We start from the raw sequence: 25,728 nt of genomic DNA, 5'->3' as shown, positions 1-25,728 counted from the left end.
CACCGTCCTAGAAGCCCCTCAAATTCCGCATCTGCGAGAAGGCACTTTGGTCGATCTATCGCAATATCTGCCGATCCTGTTGTTCCTCGGCGTGGCCCTGGCGCTTTCGAGCGCCTTCGTCATCCTGCCGATGATCGTGGCCCGGCTCACCGGCGCGCATCAGCCGACGCCCGAAAAGCTCACCGAATATGAATGCGGCTTCCCCGCGTTCGAGGATTCGCGCAGCCAGTTCGACGTTCGGTTCTATCTGGTCGCGATCCTGTTCATCATTTTCGATCTCGAGGCCGCGTTCCTCTATCCCTGGGCCGTTTCGGTGTTCCATCTGGGTTGGACCGCGTGGTTCTCGATGATGATCTTCATCGTCGAGCTGGCGCTCGGCCTTGTCTATGCTTGGAAGAAGGGAGCGCTGGAATGGGAGTAGAGCTTTCCGTGCCGCCGCCCCCGGGCACGCTGCCGAACGTCGGCTTCCTCAACGACATCAATGCCGAGATCGGCGACAAGGGCTTCCTGGTCACCTCCACCGAGGAGCTGTTCCAGTGGGCGCGCACCGGCTCGCTGTGGTGGATGACCTTTGGCCTGGCGTGCTGCGCGGTGGAAATGATCCACGTCAACATGCCGCGCTACGACATGGAGCGTTTCGGCGCCGCGCCGCGCGCCTCGCCGCGCCAGTCGGACGTGATGATCGTGGCGGGGACGCTGTGCAACAAGATGGCTCCGGCGCTGCGCCGGGTCTATGACCAGATGTCCGAGCCGAAATACGTCATCTCGATGGGCTCGTGCGCCAATGGCGGCGGTTATTACCACTATAGCTACAGCGTCGTGCGCGGCTGCGACCGGATCGTGCCCGTGGACATCTATGTCCCCGGCTGCCCGCCGACCGCCGAGGCGCTGCTCTATGGCGTGATGCAGCTCCAGCGGAAGATCCGCCGCAGCGGGACGCTCGAACGGTGAGGGCGCCTGCTCCGAAATATGCCGTGAACGACGGCGTGATCGAGGCGGCCCAGGCCGCGCTCGGCGACATGCTTGTCGAGAGCAAGGATGCCGTGGGTGAGGTTTCGCTGACGGTCGTGCGCGATCGGCTGGTCGAGGCGATGCTGGCGCTGCGCGACACGCCGGGCCTCGAATATCAGCAGCTCAGCGAGATCGCGGGCGCCGATTATCCCGATCGGGCCGAGCGATTCGACGTGGTCTATCAGCTCCTGTCGTTCACGCGGAACCACCGTATCCGCGTGCGCGTGACCACCGATGAGGTGGAGCCGGTGCCGTCGGTGACGGGCATCTGGCCGGTGGCGGGCTGGCTCGAGCGCGAAGTGTACGACATGTACGGCGTGCTGTTCGAGAACAACACCGACCTGCGCCGTATCCTGACCGACTATGGTTTCGTCGGCCATCCGCTGCGCAAGGACTTTCCGCAGACCGGCTATGTCGAGCTGCGTTATTCGGAAGAGGCGAAGCGCGTCGTGTACGAGCCGGTGCGGCTCGCGCAGGATTTCCGCAACTTCGACTTCATGAGCCCCTGGGAAGGCGCGAAATACGTGCTGCCGGGCGACGAGAAGGCGGCGACCCCGCCGCCTCCGCCCCCCGCGCCGGCACCTGCTCCAAGTCCCGCACCGGCTCCGGCGCCTGCCGCCGCGCAGCCCGAGGCGAAGGGTGCGCCGACACCGGTGGCAGCCGGCGAGATCGCCAAGGCCGATGCACCTGCGGCGAAGATCGCCAAGCCCCGCGTGCGCAAGCCCAAGACCACCGACAGCACGGCCGAGAGCGGCGCGGGCAAGCCCGGACCCGAGGCGGGTCCGGCGCCCGCCGATCCCGATGTCGTGAAGAAGCCGCGAGCATCGCGCGCGAAGAAGGCAAACCCGGATGGCTGAGTATCTCGACGAGATCGAAGGGCGCACCGACGGCGGCAAGCCGGAGCCGGGCGACACCGCGATCGCCAATTACACGATCAATTTCGGCCCGCAGCATCCGGCGGCGCACGGCGTGCTGCGCCTCGTCACCGAGCTGGACGGCGAGATTATCGAGCGCATCGATCCGCATATCGGGCTGCTGCATCGCGGTACCGAGAAGCTGATCGAGTACAAGACCTACACCCAGGCGCTGCCCTATTTCGACCGGTTCGACTATTGCTCGCCGCTCGGCATGGAGCACAGCTTCGTGTTGGCGGTGGAGAAGCTGCTCGATCTCGAAGTGCCGCTGCGTGGCCAGTATCTCCGCGTGTTCTTCGCCGAGCTGACCCGCATCTGCAATCACATGCTGAACCTCGGTTCGCACGTGATGGACGTGGGCGCGATGACGCCGAACCTGTGGCTGTTCGAGATCCGCGAGGACTGCCTCAACTTCTTCGAGCGTGCTTCGGGCGCGCGCATGCACTCGAACTATTTCCGCGTCGGCGGCGTGCGGCAGGACGTGCCGCTCAAGCTGCTGACCGATATCGCCGACTGGCTCGACACGCGCCTGCCGCGGCTGTTCGAGGATGCGATCAGCCTGGTCGCGGAGAACCGCATCTTCAAGCAGCGCAACGTCGACATCGCGGTGGTGAACCGCGACGACGCGATCAAATGGGGCTTCTCGGGTCCGATGATCCGCGCCGCCGGCATCCCGTGGGATCTGCGCCGCTCGCAGCCTTATGACGTGTACGACCGGATGGAGTTCGACATTCCGGTGGGCACGCGCGGCGATTGCTACGATCGGTTCATGGTGCGCGTGGAGGAGGTCCGCCAGTCGGCGCGGATCATGAAGCAGTGCCTGCGCGACATGCCCGAAGGCCCGGTGCTGACGCTCGACCGCAAGGTCGCGCCGCCGAAGCGCGGCGAGATGAAGCAGTCGATGGAAGCGCTGATCCACCACTTCAAGCTCTTCACCGAAGGCTATCACGTGCCGGCGGGCGAAGTGTACGTGGCGACCGAGAGCCCGAAGGGCGAGTTCGGCGTCTATCTGGTGAGCGACGGCACCAACAAGCCGTATCGCTGCAAGGTCCGCCCGACGGCCTTCAGCCATCTCCAGGCAATGGATTTCATGTCCAGGGGCCACATGCTGGCGGACATCACCGCCATCCTGGGCGCGATGGATATCGTTTTTGGTGAATGTGACCGCTGATGGCTGACGCACCCCAACTCCCCGACGAAGCCGAGACCCGCGCGCTCTGGGGCAATTTCGCCTGGTCGCCCGCGAACGCCGAGAAGGCCAAGGAAATCCTGGGCCGCTATCCGGCGGGCCGGCAGCAGAGCTGCACGATTCCCTTCCTCGATCTCGCCCAGCGCCAGGTCGGCGCGGAGACCAGCACCCAGGGCTGGCTGCCCGTGCCGGTGATCGAGTTCGTCGCGCGCGAGCTCGGCCTACCCTATATCCGCGTGTTCGAGGTCGCGACCTTCTACACCATGTTCAACCTGGTGCCGGTCGGCCGCTATCATGTGCAGGTCTGCGGCACGACGCCGTGCATGCTGCGCGGATCGGACGATGTGATGGCGGCGTGCAAGAGCCGCGGGCTCAAGAAGGGCCATACCACCGAGGACGGGCTGTTCACGCTCACCGAGGTCGAGTGCATGGGCAATTGCTCCTCGGCGCCGATGGTCCAGATCAACGACGACAATTACGAGGATCTGGATTTCGATCGCACGCTCACGATCCTCGATGCGCTGGCCAAGGGCGAGCAGCCGAAGACCGGCACGCAGGAGCCCGGCCGCCACACGGTGGAGCCGGTCGGCGGGCCGACGTCGCTCACCGCGATGGTGTCCGAGAACCATGATTATCGCGGGGAATGGGCGTGAAGAACGACAATGTCCTCTTCGTGATCCTGGCGATCATCGGCGGCATCATCGTGCTCGGTTTCGTATTGAAGGTCGCGTTCAAGCTGATCGGGCTGGCGATCGTGATCGGCCTCGCCGTGGTGGGGTATATGTTGTTGCAGAAGATGGTGGGGAAGGGACGCTAAATGCTGGCCGACAAGGACCGCATCTTCACCAATCTCTACGGCTATCAGCCGTGGAACCTCGATGCTGCGCGCAAGCGCGGCACCTGGGACAATACCAAGGCGCTGCTGGAGCTGGGCGCGGACACGATCATCGACAAGATGAAGGCGTCCGGCCTGCGTGGCCGCGGCGGTGCAGGCTTCCCGACCGGCATGAAGTGGAGCTTCATGCCCAAGGAGCCGCGTCCGGATCGTCCCAATTTCCTGGTCATCAACGCCGACGAATCCGAGCCTGGCTCGTGCAAGGACCGCGAGATCATCCGCCACGATCCGCATGTGCTGATCGAGGGCGCGCTGGTCGCGGGCTTCGCGATGCGCGCGCGGGCTGCGTATATCTATATCCGCGGCGAATATATCCGCGAGGCGGAGACGCTGTTCGCGGCGGTGGCCGAGGCCTATTCGGCCGGGCTGATCGGCAAGAATGCCTGTGGCTCGGGCTATGATTTCGACGTCTTCGTCCATCGCGGCGCGGGCGCCTATATCTGCGGCGAAGAGACCGCGATGCTCGAAAGCCTGGAGGGCAAGAAGGGCCAGCCGCGCCTGAAGCCTCCGTTCCCGGCGGGCGCTGGCCTTTATGGCTGCCCGACCACGGTGAACAACGTCGAGTCGATCGCGGTCGCGCCGACGATCCTGCGGCGCGGCCCCGAATGGTTCTCCAGCTTCGGCAACGAGAATAATCGCGGTACCAAGCTTTTCCAGATTTCGGGCCATGTGAACAAGCCGTGCGTGGTCGAGGAAGCGATGAGCATCCCGTTCCGCGAGCTGATCGAGAAGCATTGCGGCGGCATCCGGGGCGGCTGGGACAATCTGCTCGCGGTGATCCCGGGCGGCTCCTCGGTGCCGCTGGTGCCGGCGGCGCAGATCATGGACGCGCCGATGGACTTTGACGGCCTGCGTGCTTTGGGCTCGGGCCTGGGGACGGCGGCGGTGATCGTCATGGACAAGTCCACCGACATCGTCCGCGCGATTTCGCGGCTCAGCTATTTCTACAAGCATGAGAGCTGCGGCCAGTGCACGCCCTGTCGGGAAGGCACCGGCTGGATGTGGCGCGTGATGGAGCGGCTGCGCACCGGCGATGCCGACATCAGCGAGATCGATACGCTCCAGCAGGTGACCAAGCAGGTCGAAGGCCACACCATCTGCGCGCTCGGCGACGCGGCGGCCTGGCCGATCCAGGGTCTGATCCGGCACTTCCGCCCCGAGATCGAGCGGCGGATCAACGAGCGCAACGGCACCGGCGAGGCGCCGATGATGGAAGCAGCAGAATAATGCCGAAACTCAAAGTAGACGGAATCGAAGTCGAGGTGCCCGCGGGCGCCACCGTGCTCCAGGCCTGTGAGGCCGCGGGGAAGGAGATTCCGCGTTTCTGCTATCACGAGCGGCTGTCGATCGCCGGCAATTGCCGCATGTGCCTGGTCGAGGTGAAGCCCGGGCCGCCCAAGCCGCAGGCGAGCTGCGCGCTGCCGGCCGCCGAGGGCCAGGAGATCCGCACCGACAGCCCGATGGTGAAAGCCGCGCGTGAAGGCGTGATGGAATTCCTGCTCATCAATCACCCGCTCGATTGCCCGATCTGCGATCAGGGCGGCGAGTGCGACCTGCAGGACCAGAGCCTCGCTTATGGTCGCGGGCAGAGCCGCTACACCGAGAACAAGCGGGCGGTGACCGAGAAATACATGGGGCCCATCATCAAGACGGTGATGACCCGCTGCATCCAGTGCACCCGCTGCGTCCGCTTCGGCGAGGAAGTGGCCGGCGTGGAGGAGATCGGCGCGATCTATCGCGGCGAGGACATGCAGATCACCACCTATCTGGAGCACGCCTTCAAGAGCGAGCTTTCGGGCAACACGGTCGATCTCTGCCCGGTGGGCGCGCTGACGCACAAGCCGGTGGCGTTCGAATATCGCCCCTGGGAGCTCAAGCGGAACCTATCGATCGACGTGATGGACGCGGTGGGCACCAATATCCGCCTCGACGCGCGCGGCCGTCAGGTGATGCGCGTGCTTCCGCGCATCAACGAGGACGTCAACGAGGAATGGGCGCACGACAAGACGCGCTACCATGTCGACGGCCTGGTGCGCCGCCGGCTCGACAAGCCGTTCGTCCGCAAGGGCGGCAAGCTGGTCGAGGCGAGCTGGGACGAGGCGTTCGAGGCGATCGCGGCGGTGGACGCCGGATCGAGCGTCGCGGCGATCGCGGGCGACCTGCTCGATTGCGAGACGATGTATGCCGCCAAGGCGCTGGTGAAGGCGCTCGGCTCGAACCTGCTCGAAGGCCGCCAGACCGGCATGGCCTATGACGTGACCAATCTGGGTGCGGTGGCGTTCAACACCACGATCGCCGAGATCGAGAATGCCGACGCAATCCTGCTGGTGGGCAGCAACCTGCGCTGGGAAGCGCCGCTGGTGAACACCCGCGTGCGCAAGGCGATCAAGAAGGGCGCAAAGGTCTTCGGCATCGGCCCCGAGGTCGACCTGACCTACAAGCTCGAATGGCTGGGCAACGACCTGGCGCTGCTCGACAAGCTGCCGGAAGGCGCCGCCGAGGCGTTCGCCAAGGCGGAGCGGCCGGTGCTGATCGTCGGCCCGGGCGCGCTCAAGGACGGGCACGGCCCGGCTCTGGCCTTCGCCAAGTCGGCGGGCTTCATCAAGGACGGCTGGAACGGTTTCAACGTCGTCCACACCGCCGCCGCGCGGATGGGCGGGCTGATGCTCGGCTATGCGCAGGCGGGCGGCATCGCGGACATCGTTGCGGCGGCGCCGAAGCTGGCCTTTTTCCTGGGCGCCGACGAAGTGGATTTCGCGAAGTTCGACAAGAGCTTCAAGGTCTATATCGGCCATCATGGCGACAAGGGCGCGCATCATGCGGACGTCGTCCTGCCGGGCGCGACCTATGCCGAGAAGCCGGGCACCTATGTGAACCTGGAAGGCCGCGTGCAGCGCGCCGATCGCGCCGTGTTCGCCCCCGGCGACGCGCGCGAGGACTGGACGATCCTGCGCGCGCTTTCGGAGAAGCTAGGCCACACGCTGCCGTTCGACACTTTCGACGAGCTGCGTGCGGCGATGGCGTCCGATGTGCCGGCGCTGGGCGAGGAAGGTCTGGTCCGCTACGAATGGGCGCCGCCCGCGCTTGCGGCTTCGGCCAGGGGGCCGGTCGGCCATCCGATCGCCGATTTCTACCTCACCAACGCCATCTGCCGCGCGTCGCCGACGATGCAGCGCTGCTCGGCCGAGCTGATCCACGGCGAAGATTTCGCGGAGGCGGCGGAGTGATGCGTGCAACCACCCTCGTCATCCCGGCGAAAGCCGGGATCCAGAGCCACAACGGATATCGCCCGCGATCCTGGACCCCGGCCTTCGCCGGGGTGACGGGTGGGGCAAGGACCATCGCATGACCTCCTGGTTCACCTATCTCGGCCTGCCGTTCGGCTGGGCGTGGTTCATCGCCACGATCATCGATATCCTGGTGATCGCGCTGCCGCTGATGCTGGCGGTGGCGATGATCATCTATGCCGACCGCAAGATCTGGGCGGCGATGGCGCTGCGTCGCGGCCCCAACGTCGTCGGCCCGCTCGGCCTGCTCCAGAGCTTCGCGGACGGCCTGAAGGTCTTCCTGCAAGAGACGATCATTCCGTCGAGCGCGAATAGAGTCCTGTTCCTGATCGCGCCGATCATCACCTTCACGGTCGCGCAGATCGTGTGGGCGGTGGTGCCGTTCCAGTTCGGCGTGGCGCTGGCGAACATCAACGTCGGGCTGCTCTACGTGCTCGCTGCGTCGTCGCTCGGCGTCTACGGCATCATCCTGGCCGGCTGGTCGTCCAACTCGAAATATCCGTTCTACTCCGCGATCCGCGCCGCCGCGCAGATGGTGAGCTATGAAGTCTCGATCGGCTTCGTGCTGATCTCGGTCGTGCTGTGGGCCGGCACCTTCAACCTAGGCGGCATCGTCGAGGGGCAGAAGGGGCTGTATGGCTTCATCAACGGCTATGGCTTCAATCCGCTGCTGTTCCCGATGGCGGTGGTGTTCTTCATCTCGTCGCTCGCCGAGACGCAGCGCGCGCCGTTCGACCTGACCGAGGCGGAGAGCGAGCTCGTCGCGGGCTACCAGACCGAATATTCGTCGATGGCGTTCGCGCTCTACTGGCTGGGCGAATATGCGAACGTGCTGCTGATGTGCACGCTCAACGCGACGCTCTTCTGGGGCGGATATCTGCCGCCGTTCGACTGGGCGCCGCTCTACTACGTGCCGGGCATTATCTGGCTGTTCGCCAAGATCCTGTTCTTCTTCTTCGTGTTCAGCTGGGTGAAGGCGACCGTCCCGCGCTATCGCTACGACCAGCTGATGCGCCTGGGCTGGAAGATCTTCCTGCCGCTCTCGCTGTTCTTCGTCTTCCTCGTTTCCGGGTTCCTGATGCTGACCCGGGTGGGATTGCCCGCATGACCGTCGCCCAGATCATCCGTTCCTACACTTTGTGGGAGTTCCTCAAGGCGCACTGGCTGACCTTGCGGTATTTCTTCAAGCCCAAGGCGACGATCAACTACCCTTACGAGAAGAACCCGATCTCGCCCCGCTTCCGCGGCGAGCATGCGCTGCGCCGCTACCCGAACGGCGAGGAACGCTGCATCGCGTGCAAGCTGTGCGAGGCGGTGTGCCCGGCGCTGGCGATCACGATCGAGGCCGAGCCGCGCGAGGACGGCAGCCGCCGCACCACGCGCTACGACATCGACATGACCAAGTGCATCTATTGCGGCCTGTGCCAGGAGGCATGCCCGGTGGATGCGATCGTCGAGGGGCCGAACTTCGAATTCGCGACCGAAAGCCGTGAGGAGCTGATCTACCAGAAGGAAAAGCTGCTCGCGAACGGCGACCGCTGGGAGCGCGCGATCGCCGCGAACCTTGCCGCCGATGCACCGTACCGTTAAGCGCACCGCAATCTACAGGGGCCATCCGATTCCGTGATCCAGCTCATCGCCTTTTATCTCTTCGCGCTGGTCGTGATCGCCTCCGGGGCGTTGACGATCCTGTCGCGCAATCCGGTGCATTCGGTGCTCTGGCTGATCCTCGCGTTCTTCAACGCCGCGGGACTGATGGTGCTCGTCGGCGCCGAGTTCATCGCGATGCTGCTGGTGATCGTCTATGTCGGCGCGGTCGCGGTGCTCTTCCTGTTCGTCGTGATGATGCTCAACATCGACTTCACCGAGCTGCGCGCCGGTGTCGCCCGCTATGCGGCGGTCGGCGTGCTGCTCGCGGTGGCGCTGGTCGCCGAGATCATCGTCGCGGTGGGCGCCTGGCAGGCGGGCGCGCTGTCGCTCGGCCGCCGCGTGGCGCCGATCGATGCGGCGGTGCCCAATATCGAGGCGATCGGGCGGCTGCTCTACACGCGCTACCTGTTCGTGTTCGAAGGCGCGGGCCTGGTGCTGCTGGTGGCGATGATCGGCGCGATCGTGCTGACTTATCGCAAGCGCAGCGACGTGCGCCCGCAGAATGTCTCCCGTCAGATCAACCGCCGTTCGAAGGACGCGACCCGCAACATGAATCCGCCAGTCGGGCAGGGGGTGGAGCTGTGATCTCCCTCACCCATTATCTCGTCGTTTCGGCGATCCTGTTCACGCTCGGCGTGCTGGGCATCTTCATGAACCGCAAGAATCTGATCGTCATCCTGATGGCGATCGAGCTGATCCTGCTCGCGGTGAATATCAACCTGGTGGCCTTCTCGGCATTCCTCGGCGATCTGGTGGGCCAGGTCTTCGCGATGTTCGTGCTGACCGTCGCCGCCGGCGAGGCCGCGATCGGGCTTGCCATTCTCGTCATCTACTTCCGTAGCCGGGGCACGATCTCGGTCGACGACGTCAATCGGATGAAGGGCTGATGTCGGCGATTCATTTCATCGTATTCCTGCCGCTGCTCGCGGCAGCTGTTGCAGGCTTCTCGAACAAGACGTTCGGGGCCGTGCTACCCAAGGCGGTGACGACGCTGTCGCTGTTCGCGGCGTGCGCGCTTTCCTGGCCGATCTTCCTGTCGTTCATGGCCGGCACCGCCGAGCCGAGCGTCGTGCCGGTGCTCAACTGGATCACCAGCGGCGACATGCACGTCGCCTGGGAACTGCGCGTCGATGCGCTGACCGCGGTGATGCTGGTCGTCGTCACCAGCGTCTCGTCGCTCGTCCACCTCTATAGCTGGGGCTATATGGACGAGGATCCGGACCAGCCGCGCTTCTTCGCCTATCTCTCGCTGTTCACCTTCGCGATGCTGATGCTCGTGACGGCGAACAACCTGGTCCAGATGTTCTTCGGCTGGGAAGGCGTGGGTCTCGCGTCCTACCTGCTGATCGGCTTCTGGTTCCGGAAGCCCTCGGCCAACGCCGCGGCGATCAAGGCGTTCGTCGTGAACCGCGTCGGCGACCTCGGCTTCATGCTCGGCATCTTCGGCACCTTCTTGGTGTTCGGCACGATCTCGATCCCCGAGATCCTGGCGGCCGCACCGCATATGGGTGGATCGACGATCGGCTTCCTCGGCCACCGCTTCGATACGATGACGGTGCTCTGCCTGCTGCTGTTCGTCGGGGCGATGGGCAAGTCGGCGCAGCTCGGCCTGCACACCTGGCTGCCGGACGCGATGGAAGGCCCGACCCCGGTCTCCGCGCTGATCCACGCGGCGACGATGGTCACCGCGGGCGTGTTCATGGTCTGCCGCCTCTCGCCGATGTTCAACATGAGCCCGGTGGCGATGGGGGTGATTACCTTTGTCGGCGCCGCGACCTGCCTGTTCGCCGCGACCGTCGGCACGGTGCAGACCGACATCAAGCGCGTGATCGCCTATTCCACCTGCTCGCAGCTCGGCTACATGTTCTTCGCCGCCGGCGTGGGCGCTTACGGCGCGGCGATGTTCCACCTGTTCACGCATGCCTTCTTCAAGGCGCTGCTGTTCCTCGGTGCCGGCTCGGTGATCCATGCGATGCACCACGAGCAGGACATGCGCTTCTATGGCGGCCTGCGTAAGCATATCCCGGTCACCTTCTGGACGATGATGGCGGGCACGCTCGCGATCACCGGCGTCGGCCTGCCGGCGGTGTTCGGCAATCCGCTGGCGTTCGGCTTCGCGGGTTTCCACTCGAAGGACGCGATCATCGAGGCGAGCTGGGCCGCGGGCGTGCCGAGCGCCTTCTGGGTCGGCGTGTTCGTCGCGCTGCTGACGAGCTTCTATTCGTGGCGCCTGGTGTTCCTGACCTTCTACGGCAAGCCGCGCTGGGCCGCTTCGGAGCATATCCAGCACGCACTGCACGATCATGGCCATCATGACGACCATCCGGCGGATGAGGATGCCGGCCATGATCCGCATGCGCATGATGCGCACGGCCATGACCATGCTCCCGCGACCGGCACCGGCGGCTATCATCCGCACGAGAGCCCCTGGCCGATGCTGGTGCCGCTGGTGCTGCTGACGCTGGGCGCGGTCTTCGCGGGCTTCGTCTTCCACGGCTTCTTCATCGAGCCGGAGGCGGGCGAGAAATTCTGGAAGGGCAGCGTCGCCTTCAACGAGCATCTGATGCATTCGATGCACGAGGTGCCGCTATGGGTGAAGCTGTCGGCGACGGTGGCGATGCTCAGCGGGTTGCTGATCGGCTGGCTGGCCTATGTCCGCCATCCGGAGTTCCCGGCGAAGTTCGCCCAGGCCTTCCGTCCGCTCTACGTCTTCCTGCTCAACAAATGGTATTTCGACGAGCTCTACAACTTCCTGTTCGTGCGGCCGGCGTTCGCCATCGGCCGCTTCCTCTGGAAGCGCGGAGACGAGAAGACCATCGACCGCTTCGGCCCCAACGGCATGTCCCGGCTTGTCCAGATCGGCAGCGCGGGGGCGGTCAAACTGCAATCGGGATATCTTTATACCTATGCCTTCGTCATGCTGATCGGGCTCACCGCCGCGCTCACCTGGGTCTTCACGAGGTAATGGCGCGATGACCGGATTCCCGATCCTTTCCGTCATGCTCGCCGTGCCTGCGGTCGCCGCGGTGCTGTGCCTGTTCGCGAGTGCGCAGAACGCCCGCTGGATCGCGCTCGTCGCGACGCTGGTGGATTTCGCGCTCGGCATCTGGCTGTGGGGCAATTTCCAGACCGGCCCCGATGCGCCGCAATGGCAGTTCGTCGAGAGCGTGCTCGTCTTCGGCAAGCCCGGCGGGGTGACCCTTTCCTGGGCGTTCGGCATCGACGGCTTCGCGCTGATGCTCATCATGCTGTCGGTCTTCCTGATGCCGATCTGCATCGGCGCGAGCTGGAAGGCCGTGCAGACGCGCGTGCCCGAATATATGGCGGCGTTCCTCGCCACCGAGCTGCTGATGATCGGCACCTTCGCGGCGCAGGATCTGTTCCTGTTCTACATCTTCTTCGAAGGTGGCCTGATCCCGATGTTCCTCATCATCGGCATCTGGGGCGGCGCGAACCGCATCTACGCATCGTACAAGTTCTTCCTGTACACGCTGCTGGGCAGCCTCGTGATGCTGATCGCGATGCTCTATATGGCGCTGACCGCCGGCACCTCGAACATCCCGGCGCTGATGGCCTATGACTTCCCGGCGCATGTGCAGACGTGGCTGTGGCTGGCATTCTTCTGCTCCTTCGCGGTGAAGATGCCGATGTGGCCGTTCCACACCTGGCTTCCCGATGCGCACGTGCAGGCGCCGACCGCGGGTTCGGTGGTCCTGGCGGGCGTGCTGCTGAAGCTGGGCAGCTACGGCTTCCTGCGCTTCTCGCTGCCGATGTTCCCGGAAGCCTCGGCCCAGTTCATCTGGCTGGTGTTCGGTCTTTCGGCGATCGCGGTGATCTACACCTCGCTGGTGGCGCTCGTGCAGAGCGACATGAAGAAGGTGATCGCCTATTCGTCGGTCGCGCATATGGCGATCGTCACCTTCGGCCTGTTCGCCTTCAACCAGCAGGGCATCGAAGGCGCGATGATCGTGATGCTCAGCCACGGCCTGGTCTCGGCGGCGCTCTTCCTGTGCGTCGGCGTGATCTATGATCGCCTGCATACCCGCGAGATCGATCGGTACGGCGGCCTGGCGATCAACATGCCGCGCTATGCCGTGCTGTTCCTGTTCTTCACCATGGCCTCGATCGGCCTGCCGGGGACGAGCGGCTTCGTCGGCGAGTTCCTCTCGCTGGCCGGCACCTACAAAGTCTCGACGCTCTATGCGCTGCTCGGCACGACCGGCATCATCCTGGGCGCGGCCTATATGCTCTACCTCTATCGCCGCGTGGCGTTCGGGGATCTGACCAAGGACGACGTCAAAGCGATGCCCGATCTCGAAACGCGCGAGATCTGGCTGCTGGCGCCGATCGCGGCGGTGACGCTGTGGATGGGCGTCTATCCGGAGAGTTTCCTGAAGCCGATGCGCGCGGACGTCGTGCGGCTGGTCGAGCGCGTGAACCGCGCCGCGCCCGCCGGTGACTCGCTGCCGACGCCCGGCAAGCCCGCTGCTTCCGAGGGCGCTTCGGCTACCGCCTCCGCGCACGGGGAGGCGCGCTGATGAACTATTCTCTGCAATTGCTGATGACGCTGCCCGAGCTTGTGCTGGGCGTGGGCGCCATCGTGCTGATGCTCGTCGCCGCATGGGGCGGGCAGCAATCGACTAAGCTGGTGAGCTGGGTCTCGATCGCGGTGCTGGCCGGCGCGGGGATCGCGCTCGCCGGGCCGTCCTCCTCGGGCGGCGAGGCGTTCGGCGGGCTTTATCGCGCGGACATGTTCTCGGCGTTCGCCAAGGTGCTGATCTTCCTCGCTGCGGCGGTCGCGATCCTGGTCGCGCCGAAATTCTTCGAGCGGACCTCCGGCGACGACCTCCGCCCCGAATATCCGGTGCTGATCCTGCTTTCCGCGGCGGGCATGGGCATGATGGTTTCGGCGGGCGACTTGCTGAGCCTCTATGTCGGCCTCGAGCTCCAGAGCCTTGCGGCTTATGTGCTCGCCAGCTTCATGCGGCGCGATGCACGCTCGGCCGAAGCGGGCCTGAAATATTTCGTCCTGGGCGCGCTGGCGTCGGGCATCCTGCTCTACGGCATCAGCCTGGTATATGGCTTCAGCGGCACGACCCTGTTCGACGGCATCGCCGATGCCTATGCGACCGGCGGCCATAGCTGGGGTCTGTTGTTCGGCCTGGTGTTCGTCTTCGCGGGGCTCGCCTTCAAGATGAGCGCGGTGCCGTTCCATATGTGGACGCCCGACGTTTACGAGGGTGCGCCGACGCCGGTGACGGCCTTCTTCGCCTCGGCACCCAAGGTGGCAGCGGTCGGGCTGGCGGTGCGGGTCGCGATCGAGGCGATGGGGCCGGCGATCCATGACTGGCGCCAGATCGTGATCTTCGCGGCGCTTGCCTCGATCCTGTTCGGCGCGGTGGCGGCGATCGGGCAGACCAACATCAAGCGGCTGCTCGCCTATTCCTCGATCAACAATGTCGGCTTCGCGTTGATCGGTCTCGCGGCCGGCGGCCCGGACGGCGTGGCGAGCGTGATGTATTACATGGCGGTCTATATCGTCATGACGCTGGGCAGCTTCCTGGTCGTGCTCCAGATGCGTGGCGAGGACGGCGAGCAGATCGAGACCATCGCGAGCCTGTCCGGGATGTCGCGCACGCGGCCCGGCCTGGCGCTAGCGCTGGCGATCTTCATGTTCAGCCTTGCCGGCGTTCCGCCGCTGCTCGGCTTCTTCGCCAAGCTGCAGGTGTTCGTGGCGGCGGTGCATTCGGGCCTGTTCGCCTTCGCGGTGGTGGGCGCCGCGGCATCGACGATCGGCGCCTATTATTACCTCAAGATCGTCAAGACGATGTACTTCGACGAGCCGGCGCCCGCCTTTGCGGGCAAGACCGACTTGATCGAGGGCGGGCTGATTACCGTGGCGGCGCTGGTGATCTCGCCGGTGGGCTGGCTGCTGCTCGGCACGCTCGAGCTCTGGACGACGCACGCAGCGCAGGCGCTGTTCTGACCGCTGTCATCCGGACCGTCGCCGAGACGGGTTCGACCAACGCCGACATGGCCGCGCTCGCGCGCAGCGGCACTCCCGAGGGAGTGTGGCTGCGCGCCGAGCGGCAGAATGCGGGCAAGGGCCGCCAGGGGCGGGCGTGGGAATCGCCCGTCGGCAACCTCTATATCTCGACGCTGATCCGGCTGCGGCCGAGCGACCCGCCGGCAGCGACGTTGGCGCTGGTCGCGGCGGTGGCGCTGGAGGAGACGGTGCGCACCTTCGGCGTCTCCGCGATGCTCAAATGGCCGAACGACCTGCTGGTCGATGGCGCCAAGCTCTCCGGCATCCTGCTGGAGCGCGTGGAGGACGCCGTGATACTGGGCATCGGCGTCAACCTTGCGCATCATCCGGAGGGGCTCGACCGCGCGACCACCAGTCTGGCCGCGCATGGTCCGGCGCCCGATCCGCAGGTCTTCGCCGAGACGCTGGGCGAGAGCTTCGAGCGCTGGCTGGCGCGGTGGCGGGGCGAGGGGCTGGTCTCGGTGCGCGAGCGCTGGCTCGCCCGCGCGCATCCCCCCGGCACCGCGCTCACCGCGCGGCTGGCCGATGGCAGCGCGGTCGACGGGCTGTTCGACGGACTGACCGGCGAAGGCGCGCTCATCCTGCGCTTGGCCGATGGCGGCCGGCGTGCCATTCACGCGGGCGACGTGTTCCTGCTTTAGAATAGGGGAAGCCCGATGCTGCTCGCGGTCGATGCCGGCAACACCAATGTCGTCTTCGCGCTGGTCGAACCCGGATCCGAAGGGGGCGGCCAGATCCGCACGCGCTGGCGCATTGCCACTGATCCCCGCCGCACCGCCGACGAATATGCCGTGTGGCTCAGCCAGTTGCTGACCCTCGAAGGCTATGACCGCAAGGACGTGACCGGCGTCATCATCGGCACCGTCGTTCCGCGCGCGCTCCACAATCTCCAGGTGCTCAGCAGCAAATATTTCGGCACCGAGGCGGTGGTGGCCGGGCAGGGGGCGGCCGAATGGGGTTTCCCGCTCGATGTCGAGGAGCCGGGCAATCTCGGCGCCGATCGCGCGCTCAACGTGATCGCCGGCCATGCCCGCCACGCCGGCGACCTGATCGTCATCGATTTCGGCACCGCGACCACCTTCGACGTCGTGGACTATCGCGGCGCCTATAAGGGCGGCATCATCGCGCCGGGCATCAACCTGTCTCTCGACGCGCTCGTCACCGCCGCCGCCAAGCTCCCCCGGATCGCGATCGAGGCGCCGCGCAGCAAGAGCGTGATCGGCCTCAACACGATCGATCAGATGCATATCGGCATCTATTGGGGCTATATCGCGATGATCGAGGGGCTGGTCGCGCGGCTGAAGGCAGAGGTGGGCCGCCCGCTCAAGGTGATCGCCACCGGCGGCCTGGCCGTGCTGTTCGAGAAGCAGACCGACGCTTTCGACGTGATCGAGCCCGATCTCACCATCCAGGGACTGGCGATGCTGTGGAGCCGTACCCATATCGCGTCGTGACATGGCGCGCGCTTCGGCGCAGGAATGACGAGATCATTCCATAGCCGCAATTTTCTTCTTTGACCCGCTGCCGCTTGGCCCATCGTGCCGGCGGCGCCTTCCATATTCGATAGGATCTACGTGAAACCTGGCAACGAACTCCTCTTCCTCGCGCTTGGCGGCTCGGGTGAGATCGGCATGAACGTCAATCTCTATGGCACCAAGGGCAAGTGGCTGATGGTCGATTGCGGTATCACCTTCGGCGATGCCAATTATCCGGGCATCGACGTGATCCTGCCCGATCTCCAGTTCATCGAGGAGCGGCTGGACGATCTGCTCGGCATCGTGCTGACGCATGGGCATGAGGACCATATCGGCGCACTGCCCTATCTTGCGGCGGATCTGGGCGTGCCGCTCTATGCCACACCGTTCACCGCCGGCCTGATCCGCGGCAAGCTCGAGGAAGAGGGCATCGAGGACCGCGTCGAGCTCAACGTGGTCGAGGAAGAGGGGCCGTTCGGCATCGGCCCGTTCACGATCACCTATGCGCCGCTGGCGCACTCGATCCCCGAGGGCAATGCGCTGCTGATCGAGACGCCCTATGGCAAGATCTTCCACACCGGCGACTGGAAGCTCGACGAAGCGCCGTCGCTGGGCGGGGCGTCGACCGCCGCCGAGCTGACCGCGATCGGCGATCAGGGCATCCTGGCGCTGGTCTGCGATTCCACCAATGTCTTCAATCCCGAGGCTTCGGGTTCCGAGGCCGATGTCCGCACCGGTCTGGACGAAGTGATCGGCGCCGCCAAGGGGCGCGTGCTCGTCACCACCTTCGCGTCCAACGCCGCGCGGCTCCAGACGCTGGGTGAGGTCGCCCAGGATACCGGGCGCGAGCTGTGCGTCGCCGGCCGCTCGCTCGATCGCATCATCCGCGTCGCCAAGGCGACCGGCTATCTGCGCGATTTCCCCGAGACGATCGATTTCGACACCGCGATGACGCTGCCGCCTTCGCGCGTGCTGATCGTCGCCACCGGCGGCCAGGGCGAGCCGCGCGCCGCGCTCAACCGCATCGCCGAGGGTTCGCACGTGCTGAAGGTGCATGAGGGCGACACCGTCGTCTTCTCCTCGCGCCAGATCCCCGGCAACGAGATCGCGATCGGCAGGATCATGAACCTGCTGGCGGGGCAGGGCGTCGAGCTCATCACCGATCGCCAGGCGTTCATCCATGTCTCCGGCCATCCGGGCCGCCCCGAGCTGGCCGAGATGTATCGCTGGATCCGGCCCGAGATCATCGTGCCGGTGCATGGCGAGGTCCGCCACATGCACGAGCAGGCGCGCTTCGCCTTGTCGCAGGGCGTGCCGAAGGCGGTGAACCAGGTGAATGGCGATATCGTGCGGCTGGCGCCGGACGGTCCCAGGAAGATCGGCCTGGCGCCGGTGGGTCGCCTCGTGCTCGACGGTGACGTGATCCTGCCGGCCGACGGCACGACGATCAACGAGCGGCGCAAGCTGGCGCTCTATGGCCAGATATCGGTGGCGGTGGCGATCAGCTCTAAGGGCAATCTGATCGGGCGCCCGGTGGTCCGCGTCGAGGGCGTGCCGGTGGAGGAGGATCGCGACGATTTCCTCGACGAAGCCGCCGATGCCGCGGCCGAAGCGGTCAAGAAGGACAGCCGTGACCGCGAGAAGCTGCGTGAGAGCCTGCGCCTCGCGGTGCGCCGCGTCGCGACGCGCTATACGGGCAAGAAGCCGGTGGTCGACGTGCTGCTGATCGAGGCGTAAGGCGCCTTCCATGCAGTGGAAGTCGGCGCTGGCGATCTACGTGTTGTTCTGGGCCTTCTCGGTCTTCCTGGTGCTGCCCTTCGGGGTGCGCACCAGCGAGGAGGCGGGCGTGCCGCTGGTTCCTGGCCAGGCGCCCAGCGCGCCGCATGATTTCAGTCTGAAGCGCGTGGCGATCCGCACGACGATCGTCGCCACGGCGCTGTTCGGCATCTTCGCGCTGAACTATATCTATGGCTGGGTGACGCCCGACATGCTGGATTGGGTGCATCCGAGCGCTCGATAAGATACTTGCGGGACCATATTCCCATCGCCTGTCTCTGCTGCGAGAAGCACTCCAGCACCGTTTCGGCGAAAGGGAGGCTCATGATCCGCAGTCTGGCGATTTTGCTGTCGATGGCCGGTACCGCGAGCGCGCAGACCGCCAAACCACCGGCGACCGTGCCGGACGCAGGCGACCGGACGATCACGATCCGCTTTCCGCAGGACGGAACCTGGACGCCGGTGCCGTACGAGCAATTTCGAGATGAGATATTGTTCCAGGCGACGATCAACGGACAGCCCGCGATGGTATTGCTCGACAATGATTCCCAACCCACGCTGATCGACCAGGGTTTCGCGCTGAAGGCCGGCATCCGGCTGGGTGCGGAGACCGGGCACATCCTCACTGGAGCGAGCGCGCTTTCCAGCCGCCGTACGGAAACCGTGCGATTGGACGTGCCGCATATGGTGACGGTCGAGGGGCAATTGATCTCCACCGATCTGGAACCCATGTCGATGGCGCTGGGGCGCCCGATCGCAGCGGTGCTCGGCAAGGACGTGCTCGATCGCGTCGCCATGATGGTGCGCCCGGACGAGCATCGCCTGTCCATCATCGGTAGCGGCGGCATCACCGCTGGCGCCGGCGCGATCGTCGTTCCCCTGATGCAGGGCAACCGTGTCGATGCGCTGGTGAACGGCCAGACGGTCGCGCTGGAGGTCGATTTCGGCTTCAACGGCGCCGTGAGGCTGTCCGATGTCGCCTGGCGGCGTGTCTTCCCGGCGGGCACCCCCATCGAAGCCGGCACCAGGACGACCGCGGACGGCATCGTGCAGGCGACGCAAAAGGCCAGGGCCGGGCTCCGGATCGGCGGCGCTTCGGCCCGCGCAGTGCCGATCGACAGCGGCTATGCGGAATCCACCGGCGCGGACGGACTGCTCGGCAACGGCTTCTTCTCGCGCGGGATCACGATACTCGACGTGCAGAAGAAGCAGTTGGTCCTGATACCGTTGGGGAGGGGCGCCGGTCCGCGACCCAGGCCCTAGATCAGGTCCGCAGCCGCTCGATCGCCTGGGCCAGCGCCACATACAGCTTGCCCATATCGGACGAGAGCAAGGTCACGCCCAGCGGCGAGCCGTCGCGCAGGGCCAGGATCTGGCGCAGCATCCCCTCGAAATCATGGATGTAGCGATTGACGTTCTCGCGGAAATCGTCGTCGTTATCATAGAGCCGCGCGATCTCGCGGGTCTCGCCCGGCTCCAGCAGCCGTACCGCGCGCCGCGTGAAGACGCCGCGGTCGCCCTTCAGATAGGCGGCCCAGGCGCTGTCGGTCACTTCGGTCGAGAAGGCCTTGGCGATGTCGATCGATGCGGAATTGAGCGCTTCGATCAGCAGCGAGACGCGGCGGGCGAAGGATTCGCTGTCGCCCTTTTCGCGCTCGTCGCGTGCCTCGTCGATCCGTGCCTCTACCTTGGCCGTGGTCTCGGCGATCAGGTGCATCTGCTGCGAGAGCCGCTCGGAGGCATGGGTGGCCGCCGTGACGGCCGCTTCGGTGGTGTCGGCCAGATCGGCGAGCTGGCGGCGCACCGACGTATCCATTGCGCGCCGAAGCGCGGTCCCGCTCGCTTCCTCGATCGCCTGGGCGGCGACGGGGACGATCATGCCGAGCGTCTCGCGGGCGTGATCGGCCGCGGCGGCCGAGGTCTCGCGCACGCGCACCAGCGCCTCGACCAGTTGCGGCGCGGCGGTTTCGGCGAAGCGCTGCGTGGTTGCGATCGTCTCGTCGACGATGCGGCCGAGCGACTGCGCCTGGTCGCCGCCGGTCGCCAGCGTTTCGAGCAGCGACGCCTGGGTCTTGGCGAGTGTATCGCGCTGTTGCGCGACGACGCCGGCAATCGCCTCGATCGCTTCGTGCGTACTTTCGGCGGCGGTGACCAGCGCGAGCAGCTCCGGCTTCGCGCCGGCCACGACCTGGCGGCTGGCCGCGATGCGCGCATCCAGGCGGTTGAGCGCTTCGGGCAGGGTCTCGTCGATCTCGCGCGCCGAGGCGTCGAGCGCGGTGAGCAGGTCTTCCGATGTGCCGATCACGGTGCGCGCGGTGCTCTCGCCGGTCCGCATCGCCTCGGTCATCGCATCCATCGACTGGTGGAGCACGCTGATCGACGCGGAGAGCGCCTGGGTGCGGTCCATGCCGGCGGCGTGGAGCACCTGGAGCTCGCGATCGAGCCGATCGACGCCGCCCGAAAGCCCGGCGAACAGCGCGTCGCCGCGGCCCTGTTCCTCTTCCAGCCGCATCGATACGCGCATGATCGCATCCTCGATCATGCCCATGCGTTCGCTGAGCGCCTCGGCGCTGTCGCGGCCGGCGCGGTCGAGTGCGGCCTGGTTGGCGCCGAGCATCGCCAGGATCGCCTCGCCCTGCGCGGCGATGCCCTTGCGGGCCTCGTCCACCGCCTGGGCGGCGCGATCGAGCACGGCGTCGACCGCAGTCGACATCTCGCCGGTGACCTGTTCGAGCCGCGAGCTCGCCGTCTCGCTGGTGGCTTCCATGCGCGCGATATGCGCCGCGAGCCGCTCGGCGGCGCCGCTGGCGATCTGATCGGCCTCGCGGCCGCGTTCGGTGAGCGCCGAAAGCTGGGTGTCGAGCGAAGCGGCGCGCTGGCTGGCGAGCAGGCCGGCGGCGTCGACGCGCGCAGCCATGCCGCGCATCTCCTCATGCGCCTTGGGCAGCGAGGAAAGGACGATCGAGACGCGCCGCTCGGCCTCGGAGGTCGCGTCGTGCAGCGTGCGGGTGCTCGTATCGATAGCGCGCGATTGTTCGCTCACGTCCTGCGCGACGCGGCCGATCCGCTCGGCGGCGCGGTCGCCCATCGCGATCATCACCGTGGTCTGCTCGGCGAGCGCGCTGCGATTCGCCTCGATCTTGGCGGCCAGGGTAGCGACGGCGCGCTCCAGGCTGGCGGCCTCGGCCCGCATCGCGCGCGCGGTGGCGCCGAAGCGGCGCGCCTCCGCCGTGCTGGTGCGCAGCGAGACGAGATAGAGGATGCCCAGCAGTGCCGGCGGGATGCACAGGGCCGCGATCAGCTCGATCAGCGCGACCGGTTCGAGCCCGGCACGGATCGAGGGCAAGACGAGCCACAGCATGCCGCCGAGCCAAGCGGCCGATACGAGCAGGGCCAGGGCAGGCAGAAGCCAGCCGAATCGACGCCGGGGCGCCTCCTCCGCTTCATCCTCGAATTCGAAGGCATCGACCGGCTCGGCCATGTCGACCTCCACCAGCTCGTCTTCGATTGCCGCATTCGGCGCGGGTGCGGCTTCGGCCGAGTTTCCCCCAATCATTGTCCATGTTTAGCACATTTGGCGGTGGGACCAATACTCGCGGGTGAAACGAAAGGTTAACGCTGTCGGGGCTATTCCGTCGCCATGGCGTATGATCCCGGTGCAATCGATGCGACTCTGGCGGCGGCGGTAGGCGACGAGCCCGCGCTGATCGCGGAGCTGCGCGAGGCTTTCCTCGAAAGCGTAAAGCGCGGCATCGACGGCCTTCGCGCCTCGAAGGGGCCGCAGGAATGGTCTGCGGCCGCGCTGCGGCTGAAGGGCCTGGCGGCGAGCTTCGGGGCGGTGCGGCTGATGGCGCTGGCATCCGAGGCAGCCAGCGCGGCGGCCGGGGACAGCGCGGTGCTGCGCCGGCTGGAGCGGGCGGTCGAGCGGCTCTGAGCCGCTTTCGGGTTGCGGCAAGCCGTTGGTGTATTGTATGCGCCACTCACCTGATGGGAGTGGCTTGATGCGTGCGCGTTTGTTCGGCCTGAGCCTTGTTCTGGCGGCTCTGGCTCCCATGGCAGCCGCCGCGCAGGAGGCGCCCGCTGCCAAATCGCAGGACGACGGCATCGTCGTCACCGGGCAGCGCGAAGTCACTCCGAAGGTCGCGCATCATTATGTCCGCCAGATCATGTCGAGCGTCGACGGGCAGCTCATCCGATTCAAGGATCCGGTGTGCCCGGCAGTCATCGGCTTCGCCGATCCCTATAATGCAATGATCGCCAAGCGGATCCGCAAGATCGCGGCGAAGGCGGGCGTGCGGGTTGCGGGCGAGAAATGCCGCGGCAACCTCATCCTCGTGCTCACCCCCGATGCCGACGCGCTTGTGAAGGATATGCGCAAGAACAACCCCGAGATATTCGAGGGCGTCAACACCGTCGATCTGCAGCGCGCGTTCCAGGACGGGCCGGTGCATGTCTGGAATACTACCGAGATTCTGAACGAGGATGGCCAGCGCGCGACGGGCGGTACGCTGACGGTGAAATCGGCATCGATCCTCGAACTACCCACGCAGCAGGCGATTGTCGGCTCGATGGTCGTGATCGACAACGACGCCGCGCTCGGCAAGACGCTGACCCAGATCGCCGACTATACTGCGATGCGAGCCCTGGCCGGGGCGCGGCCGCCCAAGGCGGGCATCGAGGCGGAGACCATTCTGACCCTGTTCGATCCGCAGGTGGTGGCGCCGCCGCGCGCCACGTCGATCGATCAGTCCTATCTCCAAGGGCTGTACGAAACCCGGCCGACCTCGCGCGCGACGACGGCGATGGGACGGATTTCGCGCCGGATTCGGAAGAATTCCAAGGAGCCGGCGGCCGGCGAGAACTAACGCTTTCGGCTGAGCTCGCGCATCGCGTCGTCCAGCCCGGCCAGCGTCAGCGGATACATGCGGTCGTTCATCAGATCGCGGATGAGCCGCACCGACTGGGTATAGCCCCATTGTGCCTCAGGCAGCACGTTGAGCCAGACGGCGGCCGGATAGGTGCTCACCATCCGCTGCATCCACACCGCGCCGGCTTCCTCGTTGAAATGCTCGACCGAGCCGCCGGGATGGCTGATCTCATAGGCGCTCATCGATGCGTCGCCGACGAAGATCAGCTTATAGTCATGGCCATATTTGTGGAGGATGTCCCAGGTCGGCGTCCGCTCGGTGAAGCGGCGGCGATTGTCCTTCCACACGCCTTCGTAGAGGCAGTTGTGGAAATAGAAGAATTCCAGGTTCTTGAACTCGGAGGTCGCGGCTGAGAACAGCTCCTCGCAGAGCTTGACGAACGGGTCCATCGATCCGCCGACGTCGAGGAACAGCAGCAGCTTGACCGCATTGTGGCGTTCGGGGCGCATATGGACGTCGAGCCAGCCCTGGCGCGCGGTGCCGTCGATCGTCGCGTCTATGTCGAGCTCGTCGGCGGCGCCTTCGCGGGCGAAGCGGCGGAGACGCCGTAGCGCGACCTTGATGTTGCGGGTGCCCAGCTCGCGCGTGCTGTCGAGATTCCTGAACTCGCGGCCTTCCCACACCTTGAGCGCGCGCTTGTGCTGGCTCTCGCCGCCGATGCGGACGCCTTCGGGATTATAGCCCGAATTGCCATAGGGAGAGGTGCCGCCGGTGCCGATCCATTTGCTGCCGCCCTCGTGCCGGCCCTGCTGCTCTTCCAGGCGCTTCTTCAGCGTCTCCATGATCTCGTCCCACGAACCGAGCGATTTGATCGCCTCCATCTCCTCGGGCGTCAGATATTTCTCGGCGACTGCCCGCAGCCAGTCTTCGGGGATTTCGGCGGGGGTGACGCCATAGGAGGAGGCGATCCCCTTGAACACCTTGGCGAAGACCTGGTCGAAGCGGTCGAGCAGCCCCTCGTCCTTCACGAAGGTCGCGCGGGCTAGATAGTAGAAGGCTTCGGGCGTGCGCTCGATCACTTCACGGTCGAGCGCTTCCAGCAGGACGAGGTGCTCCTTCAGGCTGGCCGGGATACCCGCGGCGCGCAGCTCGTCGAGGAAGGAGAAGAACATGCCTCCTTCTACGGCTGTCGTTCGTACAGTGTCCAGTTGGTGCCGGAGAGGCCATGCGCGCGTCCCTGGGCGATCGGCGCGTAGCGCTTGCCGCAGCGGATGCTGGCGGCGGGCAGCGCCTCGCCCTGGAAGCGATCGAGGAACAGGAAACGGGCGGGGCCGCAGGGGTGGTTCTCGAGGATGTCGAGCTTGTAGCGGGCCTCCGCGGCGGCGACCTGGAGTATCGCCAGGCCCGTCCCGCGATCGAGGATGACGCTGGTGCCGCCCGGTGCGTGTGCCCGAAGCGCGCGGATCGCGGCACCGGGATCGCCGCGCTGGTTGCGGATCAGGCCGATGTCCTGGATCAGGCTGCCCGCTGTGAAGATGCCGAGCGTGGCCGCGGCGAGCCATCGCTTCCAGCCGCCTGCGCGCCAGCCGAGCCACAGCAGCTCGGAGACGAGCAGCAGCAGGGCGAGTCCGGTGAGAAGATAGTAGCGTGGATGGCCGACATTGCCCGATTGCAGCACCGCCAGCGCAACGGGAAAGCCGATGATCGCGAGCCAGTGAAAGGCGGAGCGCGCCACGCCCGCGCCGGCGGCCAGCACCATGAGGATCGGCACAAGGGCCAGCCACCAGGCCGACACCGGCGGAATGCCGAGCGTGTATCCCAGCATCTCGACGATTGCCTGAAGATAGTGCGGCCAGTCGAACGGATCGTAGCGACCGAACTGGAAGCCGGTCCCGCCCGCCGCGGCGGCGCCCAGGACGATGCCGGCCACTGCCGCCAATGCCAATGCGCTGGGCAGGAGCAGGTGGAACGTGCCAGTCAGCGCCTCACCGAATGTAGAACGCTTCCACAACGCGAGGAACACCCAGCCGCCCAGCGCGCAGAAGCCGAAGACCATCGTGAGCTGCGACAGGGCGCCGAGGAAGAAGCACAGCGCCAGCGCCGTGGCCGGGCTGTGCTTCGTATCACCCGCCAGCCAGCGATCGGTGAGCAGGATCGCCGTCAGCAGGGCGAGCGTCATCGGCGCATAGCCCCGTGCCTCGGAGCCCAGCGTGACCAGGATCGGCGAGAGCGCGAACAGGGCGCCGGTAACGAGGCCGAGCGCCGGGCTCCGGCGTCGGCCGATCAGCCCGGCGATGACGATCGCCGCGGTCCCGGTAGCGATCGACAGCGCGCGCGCCAGCGGGGGAGGGGCGCTCAACCCCACGAATTGCAGCCACAGCGAGTTCAGATGGTGGTTGTTGTCGTGATTGATGTTGAGGAAGACGCCGAGCGGCGTACCCGCGTCATGCGCCAGCACTGCGGACCAGGCTTCGTCCAGCCATAGCCCGCCCTGCGCGCTTGCAAGCCGGAGCCCGAAGCCGAGCAGGGTCAGCGCGCCGAGCAGCCACCACCAATGCCGATCGCCGCCGCGTGTCCCCATGGCCGACTGATGCGTCAGCGCGGCTTCCGGCACAAG

At 66.1% G+C, this 25,728-nt stretch carries 24 protein-coding genes and 1 pseudogene; 22 read left to right on the top strand and 3 right to left on the bottom strand.

The window, feature by feature from the left end; all coding sequences use genetic code 11:
• Window positions 1–46 precede the first annotated feature (46 nt).
• From HB724_RS06190 to HB724_RS06095, 20 genes are all read left to right on the top strand, one after another.
• On the top strand, window positions 47–421 hold the full coding sequence (locus HB724_RS06190) for an NADH-quinone oxidoreductase subunit A (protein WP_213980040.1): 375 nt from the start codon (window positions 47–49) through the stop codon (window positions 419–421).
• Window positions 412–951, top strand: a complete 540-nt coding sequence (locus HB724_RS06185) for an NADH-quinone oxidoreductase subunit B (RefSeq protein WP_213980039.1) — start codon at window positions 412–414, stop codon at window positions 949–951. Before HB724_RS06190 ends, HB724_RS06185 begins: the two co-directional genes overlap by 10 nt.
• A complete protein-coding gene (locus HB724_RS06180; protein ID WP_213980038.1) occupies window positions 948–1,868 on the top strand; it encodes an NADH-quinone oxidoreductase subunit C in 921 nt (306 codons plus the stop codon). Before HB724_RS06185 ends, HB724_RS06180 begins: the two co-directional genes overlap by 4 nt.
• The gene (locus HB724_RS06175) at window positions 1,861–3,096 is read left to right on the top strand and encodes an NADH-quinone oxidoreductase subunit D (protein WP_213980037.1); all 1,236 of its coding nucleotides are present in this window, start codon (window positions 1,861–1,863) and stop codon (window positions 3,094–3,096) included. Before HB724_RS06180 ends, HB724_RS06175 begins: the two co-directional genes overlap by 8 nt.
• Window positions 3,096–3,767, top strand: a complete 672-nt coding sequence (locus HB724_RS06170; protein ID WP_213980036.1) for an NAD(P)H-dependent oxidoreductase subunit E — start codon at window positions 3,096–3,098, stop codon at window positions 3,765–3,767. Before HB724_RS06175 ends, HB724_RS06170 begins: the two co-directional genes overlap by 1 nt.
• Complete coding sequence (locus tag HB724_RS06165) at window positions 3,764–3,931, top strand: hypothetical protein (RefSeq protein ID WP_213980035.1); 168 nt, start codon at window positions 3,764–3,766, stop codon at window positions 3,929–3,931. Before HB724_RS06170 ends, HB724_RS06165 begins: the two co-directional genes overlap by 4 nt.
• Window positions 3,932–5,236, top strand: coding sequence for an NADH-quinone oxidoreductase subunit NuoF (gene nuoF / locus HB724_RS06160; RefSeq protein WP_213980034.1), 1,305 nt, complete (start codon window positions 3,932–3,934; stop codon window positions 5,234–5,236). It begins immediately after the preceding gene.
• A complete protein-coding gene (gene nuoG / locus HB724_RS06155; RefSeq protein WP_213980033.1) occupies window positions 5,236–7,236 on the top strand; it encodes an NADH-quinone oxidoreductase subunit NuoG in 2,001 nt (666 codons plus the stop codon). Before nuoF ends, nuoG begins: the two co-directional genes overlap by 1 nt.
• Before the next feature lie 118 nt (window positions 7,237–7,354).
• Window positions 7,355–8,404 carry an NADH-quinone oxidoreductase subunit NuoH gene (gene nuoH / locus HB724_RS06150; RefSeq protein WP_213980032.1) on the top strand — a complete coding sequence of 350 codons (1,050 nt, stop codon included), beginning with the start codon at window positions 7,355–7,357 and terminating at the stop codon, window positions 8,402–8,404.
• Window positions 8,401–8,886 (top strand): NADH-quinone oxidoreductase subunit NuoI, encoded by a 486-nt coding sequence (gene nuoI, locus HB724_RS06145; RefSeq protein ID WP_213980031.1) that lies wholly within the window; start codon window positions 8,401–8,403, stop codon window positions 8,884–8,886. The genes nuoH and nuoI overlap by 4 nt, the downstream gene beginning before the upstream one ends.
• Before the next feature lie 33 nt (window positions 8,887–8,919).
• On the top strand, window positions 8,920–9,531 hold the full coding sequence (locus HB724_RS06140) for an NADH-quinone oxidoreductase subunit J (protein ID WP_213980030.1): 612 nt from the start codon (window positions 8,920–8,922) through the stop codon (window positions 9,529–9,531).
• The gene (nuoK, locus tag HB724_RS06135) at window positions 9,528–9,833 is read left to right on the top strand and encodes an NADH-quinone oxidoreductase subunit NuoK (RefSeq protein WP_213980029.1); all 306 of its coding nucleotides are present in this window, start codon (window positions 9,528–9,530) and stop codon (window positions 9,831–9,833) included. Before HB724_RS06140 ends, nuoK begins: the two co-directional genes overlap by 4 nt.
• A complete protein-coding gene (gene nuoL / locus HB724_RS06130; protein WP_213980028.1) occupies window positions 9,833–11,911 on the top strand; it encodes an NADH-quinone oxidoreductase subunit L in 2,079 nt (692 codons plus the stop codon). Before nuoK ends, nuoL begins: the two co-directional genes overlap by 1 nt.
• Before the next feature lie 7 nt (window positions 11,912–11,918).
• Window positions 11,919–13,484 carry an NADH-quinone oxidoreductase subunit M gene (locus HB724_RS06125; RefSeq protein WP_213980027.1) on the top strand — a complete coding sequence of 522 codons (1,566 nt, stop codon included), beginning with the start codon at window positions 11,919–11,921 and terminating at the stop codon, window positions 13,482–13,484.
• A complete protein-coding gene (nuoN, locus tag HB724_RS06120) occupies window positions 13,484–14,932 on the top strand; it encodes an NADH-quinone oxidoreductase subunit NuoN (RefSeq protein ID WP_213980026.1) in 1,449 nt (482 codons plus the stop codon). The genes HB724_RS06125 and nuoN overlap by 1 nt, the downstream gene beginning before the upstream one ends.
• Window positions 14,929–15,633, top strand: coding sequence for a biotin--[acetyl-CoA-carboxylase] ligase (locus HB724_RS06115; protein WP_213980115.1), 705 nt, complete (start codon window positions 14,929–14,931; stop codon window positions 15,631–15,633). The genes nuoN and HB724_RS06115 overlap by 4 nt, the downstream gene beginning before the upstream one ends.
• 15 nt (window positions 15,634–15,648) lie before the next feature.
• Entirely contained in the window at window positions 15,649–16,446 is a 798-nt protein-coding gene (locus HB724_RS06110) for a type III pantothenate kinase (RefSeq protein WP_213980025.1), read from the top strand.
• A gap of 120 nt (window positions 16,447–16,566) precedes the next feature.
• Window positions 16,567–18,204, top strand: a complete 1,638-nt coding sequence (locus HB724_RS06105; protein WP_213980024.1) for an MBL fold metallo-hydrolase — start codon at window positions 16,567–16,569, stop codon at window positions 18,202–18,204.
• A gap of 10 nt (window positions 18,205–18,214) precedes the next feature.
• On the top strand, window positions 18,215–18,487 hold the full coding sequence (locus HB724_RS06100) for a DUF1467 family protein (RefSeq protein WP_213980023.1): 273 nt from the start codon (window positions 18,215–18,217) through the stop codon (window positions 18,485–18,487).
• An 80-nt stretch (window positions 18,488–18,567) separates the two neighbouring features.
• Window positions 18,568–19,506 (top strand): aspartyl protease family protein, encoded by a 939-nt coding sequence (locus tag HB724_RS06095; protein ID WP_213980022.1) that lies wholly within the window; start codon window positions 18,568–18,570, stop codon window positions 19,504–19,506.
• Window position 19,507: 1 nt separating this feature from the next.
• Here the strand turns inward: HB724_RS06095 and HB724_RS06090 are convergent, their stop codons facing one another.
• Complete coding sequence (locus HB724_RS06090) at window positions 19,508–21,799, bottom strand: hypothetical protein (RefSeq protein WP_213980021.1); 2,292 nt, start codon at window positions 21,797–21,799, stop codon at window positions 19,508–19,510.
• 84 nt (window positions 21,800–21,883) lie between these two features.
• On the opposite strand from HB724_RS06090, the gene HB724_RS06085 reads away from it, so the two are divergent.
• Both HB724_RS06085 and HB724_RS06080 read left to right on the top strand, forming a co-directional pair.
• The gene (locus tag HB724_RS06085; RefSeq protein ID WP_213980020.1) at window positions 21,884–22,177 is read left to right on the top strand and encodes an Hpt domain-containing protein; all 294 of its coding nucleotides are present in this window, start codon (window positions 21,884–21,886) and stop codon (window positions 22,175–22,177) included.
• Window positions 22,178–22,244: 67 nt separating this feature from the next.
• Window positions 22,245–23,108: a hypothetical protein gene (locus tag HB724_RS06080; RefSeq protein WP_213980019.1), complete on the top strand. Its 864-nt coding sequence runs from the start codon at window positions 22,245–22,247 to the stop codon at window positions 23,106–23,108.
• On the opposite strand, the gene HB724_RS06075 is transcribed toward HB724_RS06080, so the two are convergent.
• Window positions 23,105–24,283 carry a VWA domain-containing protein gene (locus HB724_RS06075; RefSeq protein WP_213980018.1) on the bottom strand — a complete coding sequence of 393 codons (1,179 nt, stop codon included), beginning with the start codon at window positions 24,281–24,283 and terminating at the stop codon, window positions 23,105–23,107. The two genes, HB724_RS06080 and HB724_RS06075, sit on opposite strands and share 4 nt — an antisense overlap.
• A gap of 8 nt (window positions 24,284–24,291) precedes the next feature.
• Window positions 24,292–25,728: pseudogene (locus HB724_RS06070) on the bottom strand (hypothetical protein); the annotation flags it as partial.

This window comes from Sphingomonas sp. dw_22 (assembly GCF_018449795.1).
Classification (GTDB): Bacteria; Pseudomonadota; Alphaproteobacteria; order Sphingomonadales; family Sphingomonadaceae; genus Sphingomonas.
This window is presented reverse-complemented; position numbering and strand designations above follow the sequence as displayed.

What these genes read in the sequence shown, in the direction of transcription:
- nuoL (WP_213980028.1), top strand. Translation starts at nt 9,833, where the DNA reads ATGTCGGCGATTCATTTCATCGTATTCCTGCCGCTGCTCGCGGCAGCT.
- HB724_RS06185 (WP_213980039.1), top strand. Translation starts at nt 412, where the DNA reads ATGGGAGTAGAGCTTTCCGTGCCGCCGCCCCCGGGCACGCTGCCGAAC.
- HB724_RS06100 (WP_213980023.1), top strand. Translation starts at nt 18,215, where the DNA reads ATGCAGTGGAAGTCGGCGCTGGCGATCTACGTGTTGTTCTGGGCCTTC.
- HB724_RS06080 (WP_213980019.1), top strand. Translation starts at nt 22,245, where the DNA reads ATGCGTGCGCGTTTGTTCGGCCTGAGCCTTGTTCTGGCGGCTCTGGCT.
- HB724_RS06090 (WP_213980021.1), bottom strand. Translation starts at nt 21,799, where the DNA reads ATGATTGGGGGAAACTCGGCCGAAGCCGCACCCGCGCCGAATGCGGCA.
- nuoH (WP_213980032.1), top strand. Translation starts at nt 7,355, where the DNA reads ATGACCTCCTGGTTCACCTATCTCGGCCTGCCGTTCGGCTGGGCGTGG.
- HB724_RS06125 (WP_213980027.1), top strand. Translation starts at nt 11,919, where the DNA reads ATGACCGGATTCCCGATCCTTTCCGTCATGCTCGCCGTGCCTGCGGTC.
- HB724_RS06095 (WP_213980022.1), top strand. Translation starts at nt 18,568, where the DNA reads ATGATCCGCAGTCTGGCGATTTTGCTGTCGATGGCCGGTACCGCGAGC.
- HB724_RS06110 (WP_213980025.1), top strand. Translation starts at nt 15,649, where the DNA reads ATGCTGCTCGCGGTCGATGCCGGCAACACCAATGTCGTCTTCGCGCTG.
- nuoG (WP_213980033.1), top strand. Translation starts at nt 5,236, where the DNA reads ATGCCGAAACTCAAAGTAGACGGAATCGAAGTCGAGGTGCCCGCGGGC.
- HB724_RS06085 (WP_213980020.1), top strand. Translation starts at nt 21,884, where the DNA reads ATGGCGTATGATCCCGGTGCAATCGATGCGACTCTGGCGGCGGCGGTA.
- nuoN (WP_213980026.1), top strand. Translation starts at nt 13,484, where the DNA reads ATGAACTATTCTCTGCAATTGCTGATGACGCTGCCCGAGCTTGTGCTG.
- HB724_RS06170 (WP_213980036.1), top strand. Translation starts at nt 3,096, where the DNA reads ATGGCTGACGCACCCCAACTCCCCGACGAAGCCGAGACCCGCGCGCTC.
- HB724_RS06075 (WP_213980018.1), bottom strand. Translation starts at nt 24,283, where the DNA reads ATGTTCTTCTCCTTCCTCGACGAGCTGCGCGCCGCGGGTATCCCGGCC.
- nuoF (WP_213980034.1), top strand. Translation starts at nt 3,932, where the DNA reads ATGCTGGCCGACAAGGACCGCATCTTCACCAATCTCTACGGCTATCAG.
- HB724_RS06175 (WP_213980037.1), top strand. Translation starts at nt 1,861, where the DNA reads ATGGCTGAGTATCTCGACGAGATCGAAGGGCGCACCGACGGCGGCAAG.
- nuoI (WP_213980031.1), top strand. Translation starts at nt 8,401, where the DNA reads ATGACCGTCGCCCAGATCATCCGTTCCTACACTTTGTGGGAGTTCCTC.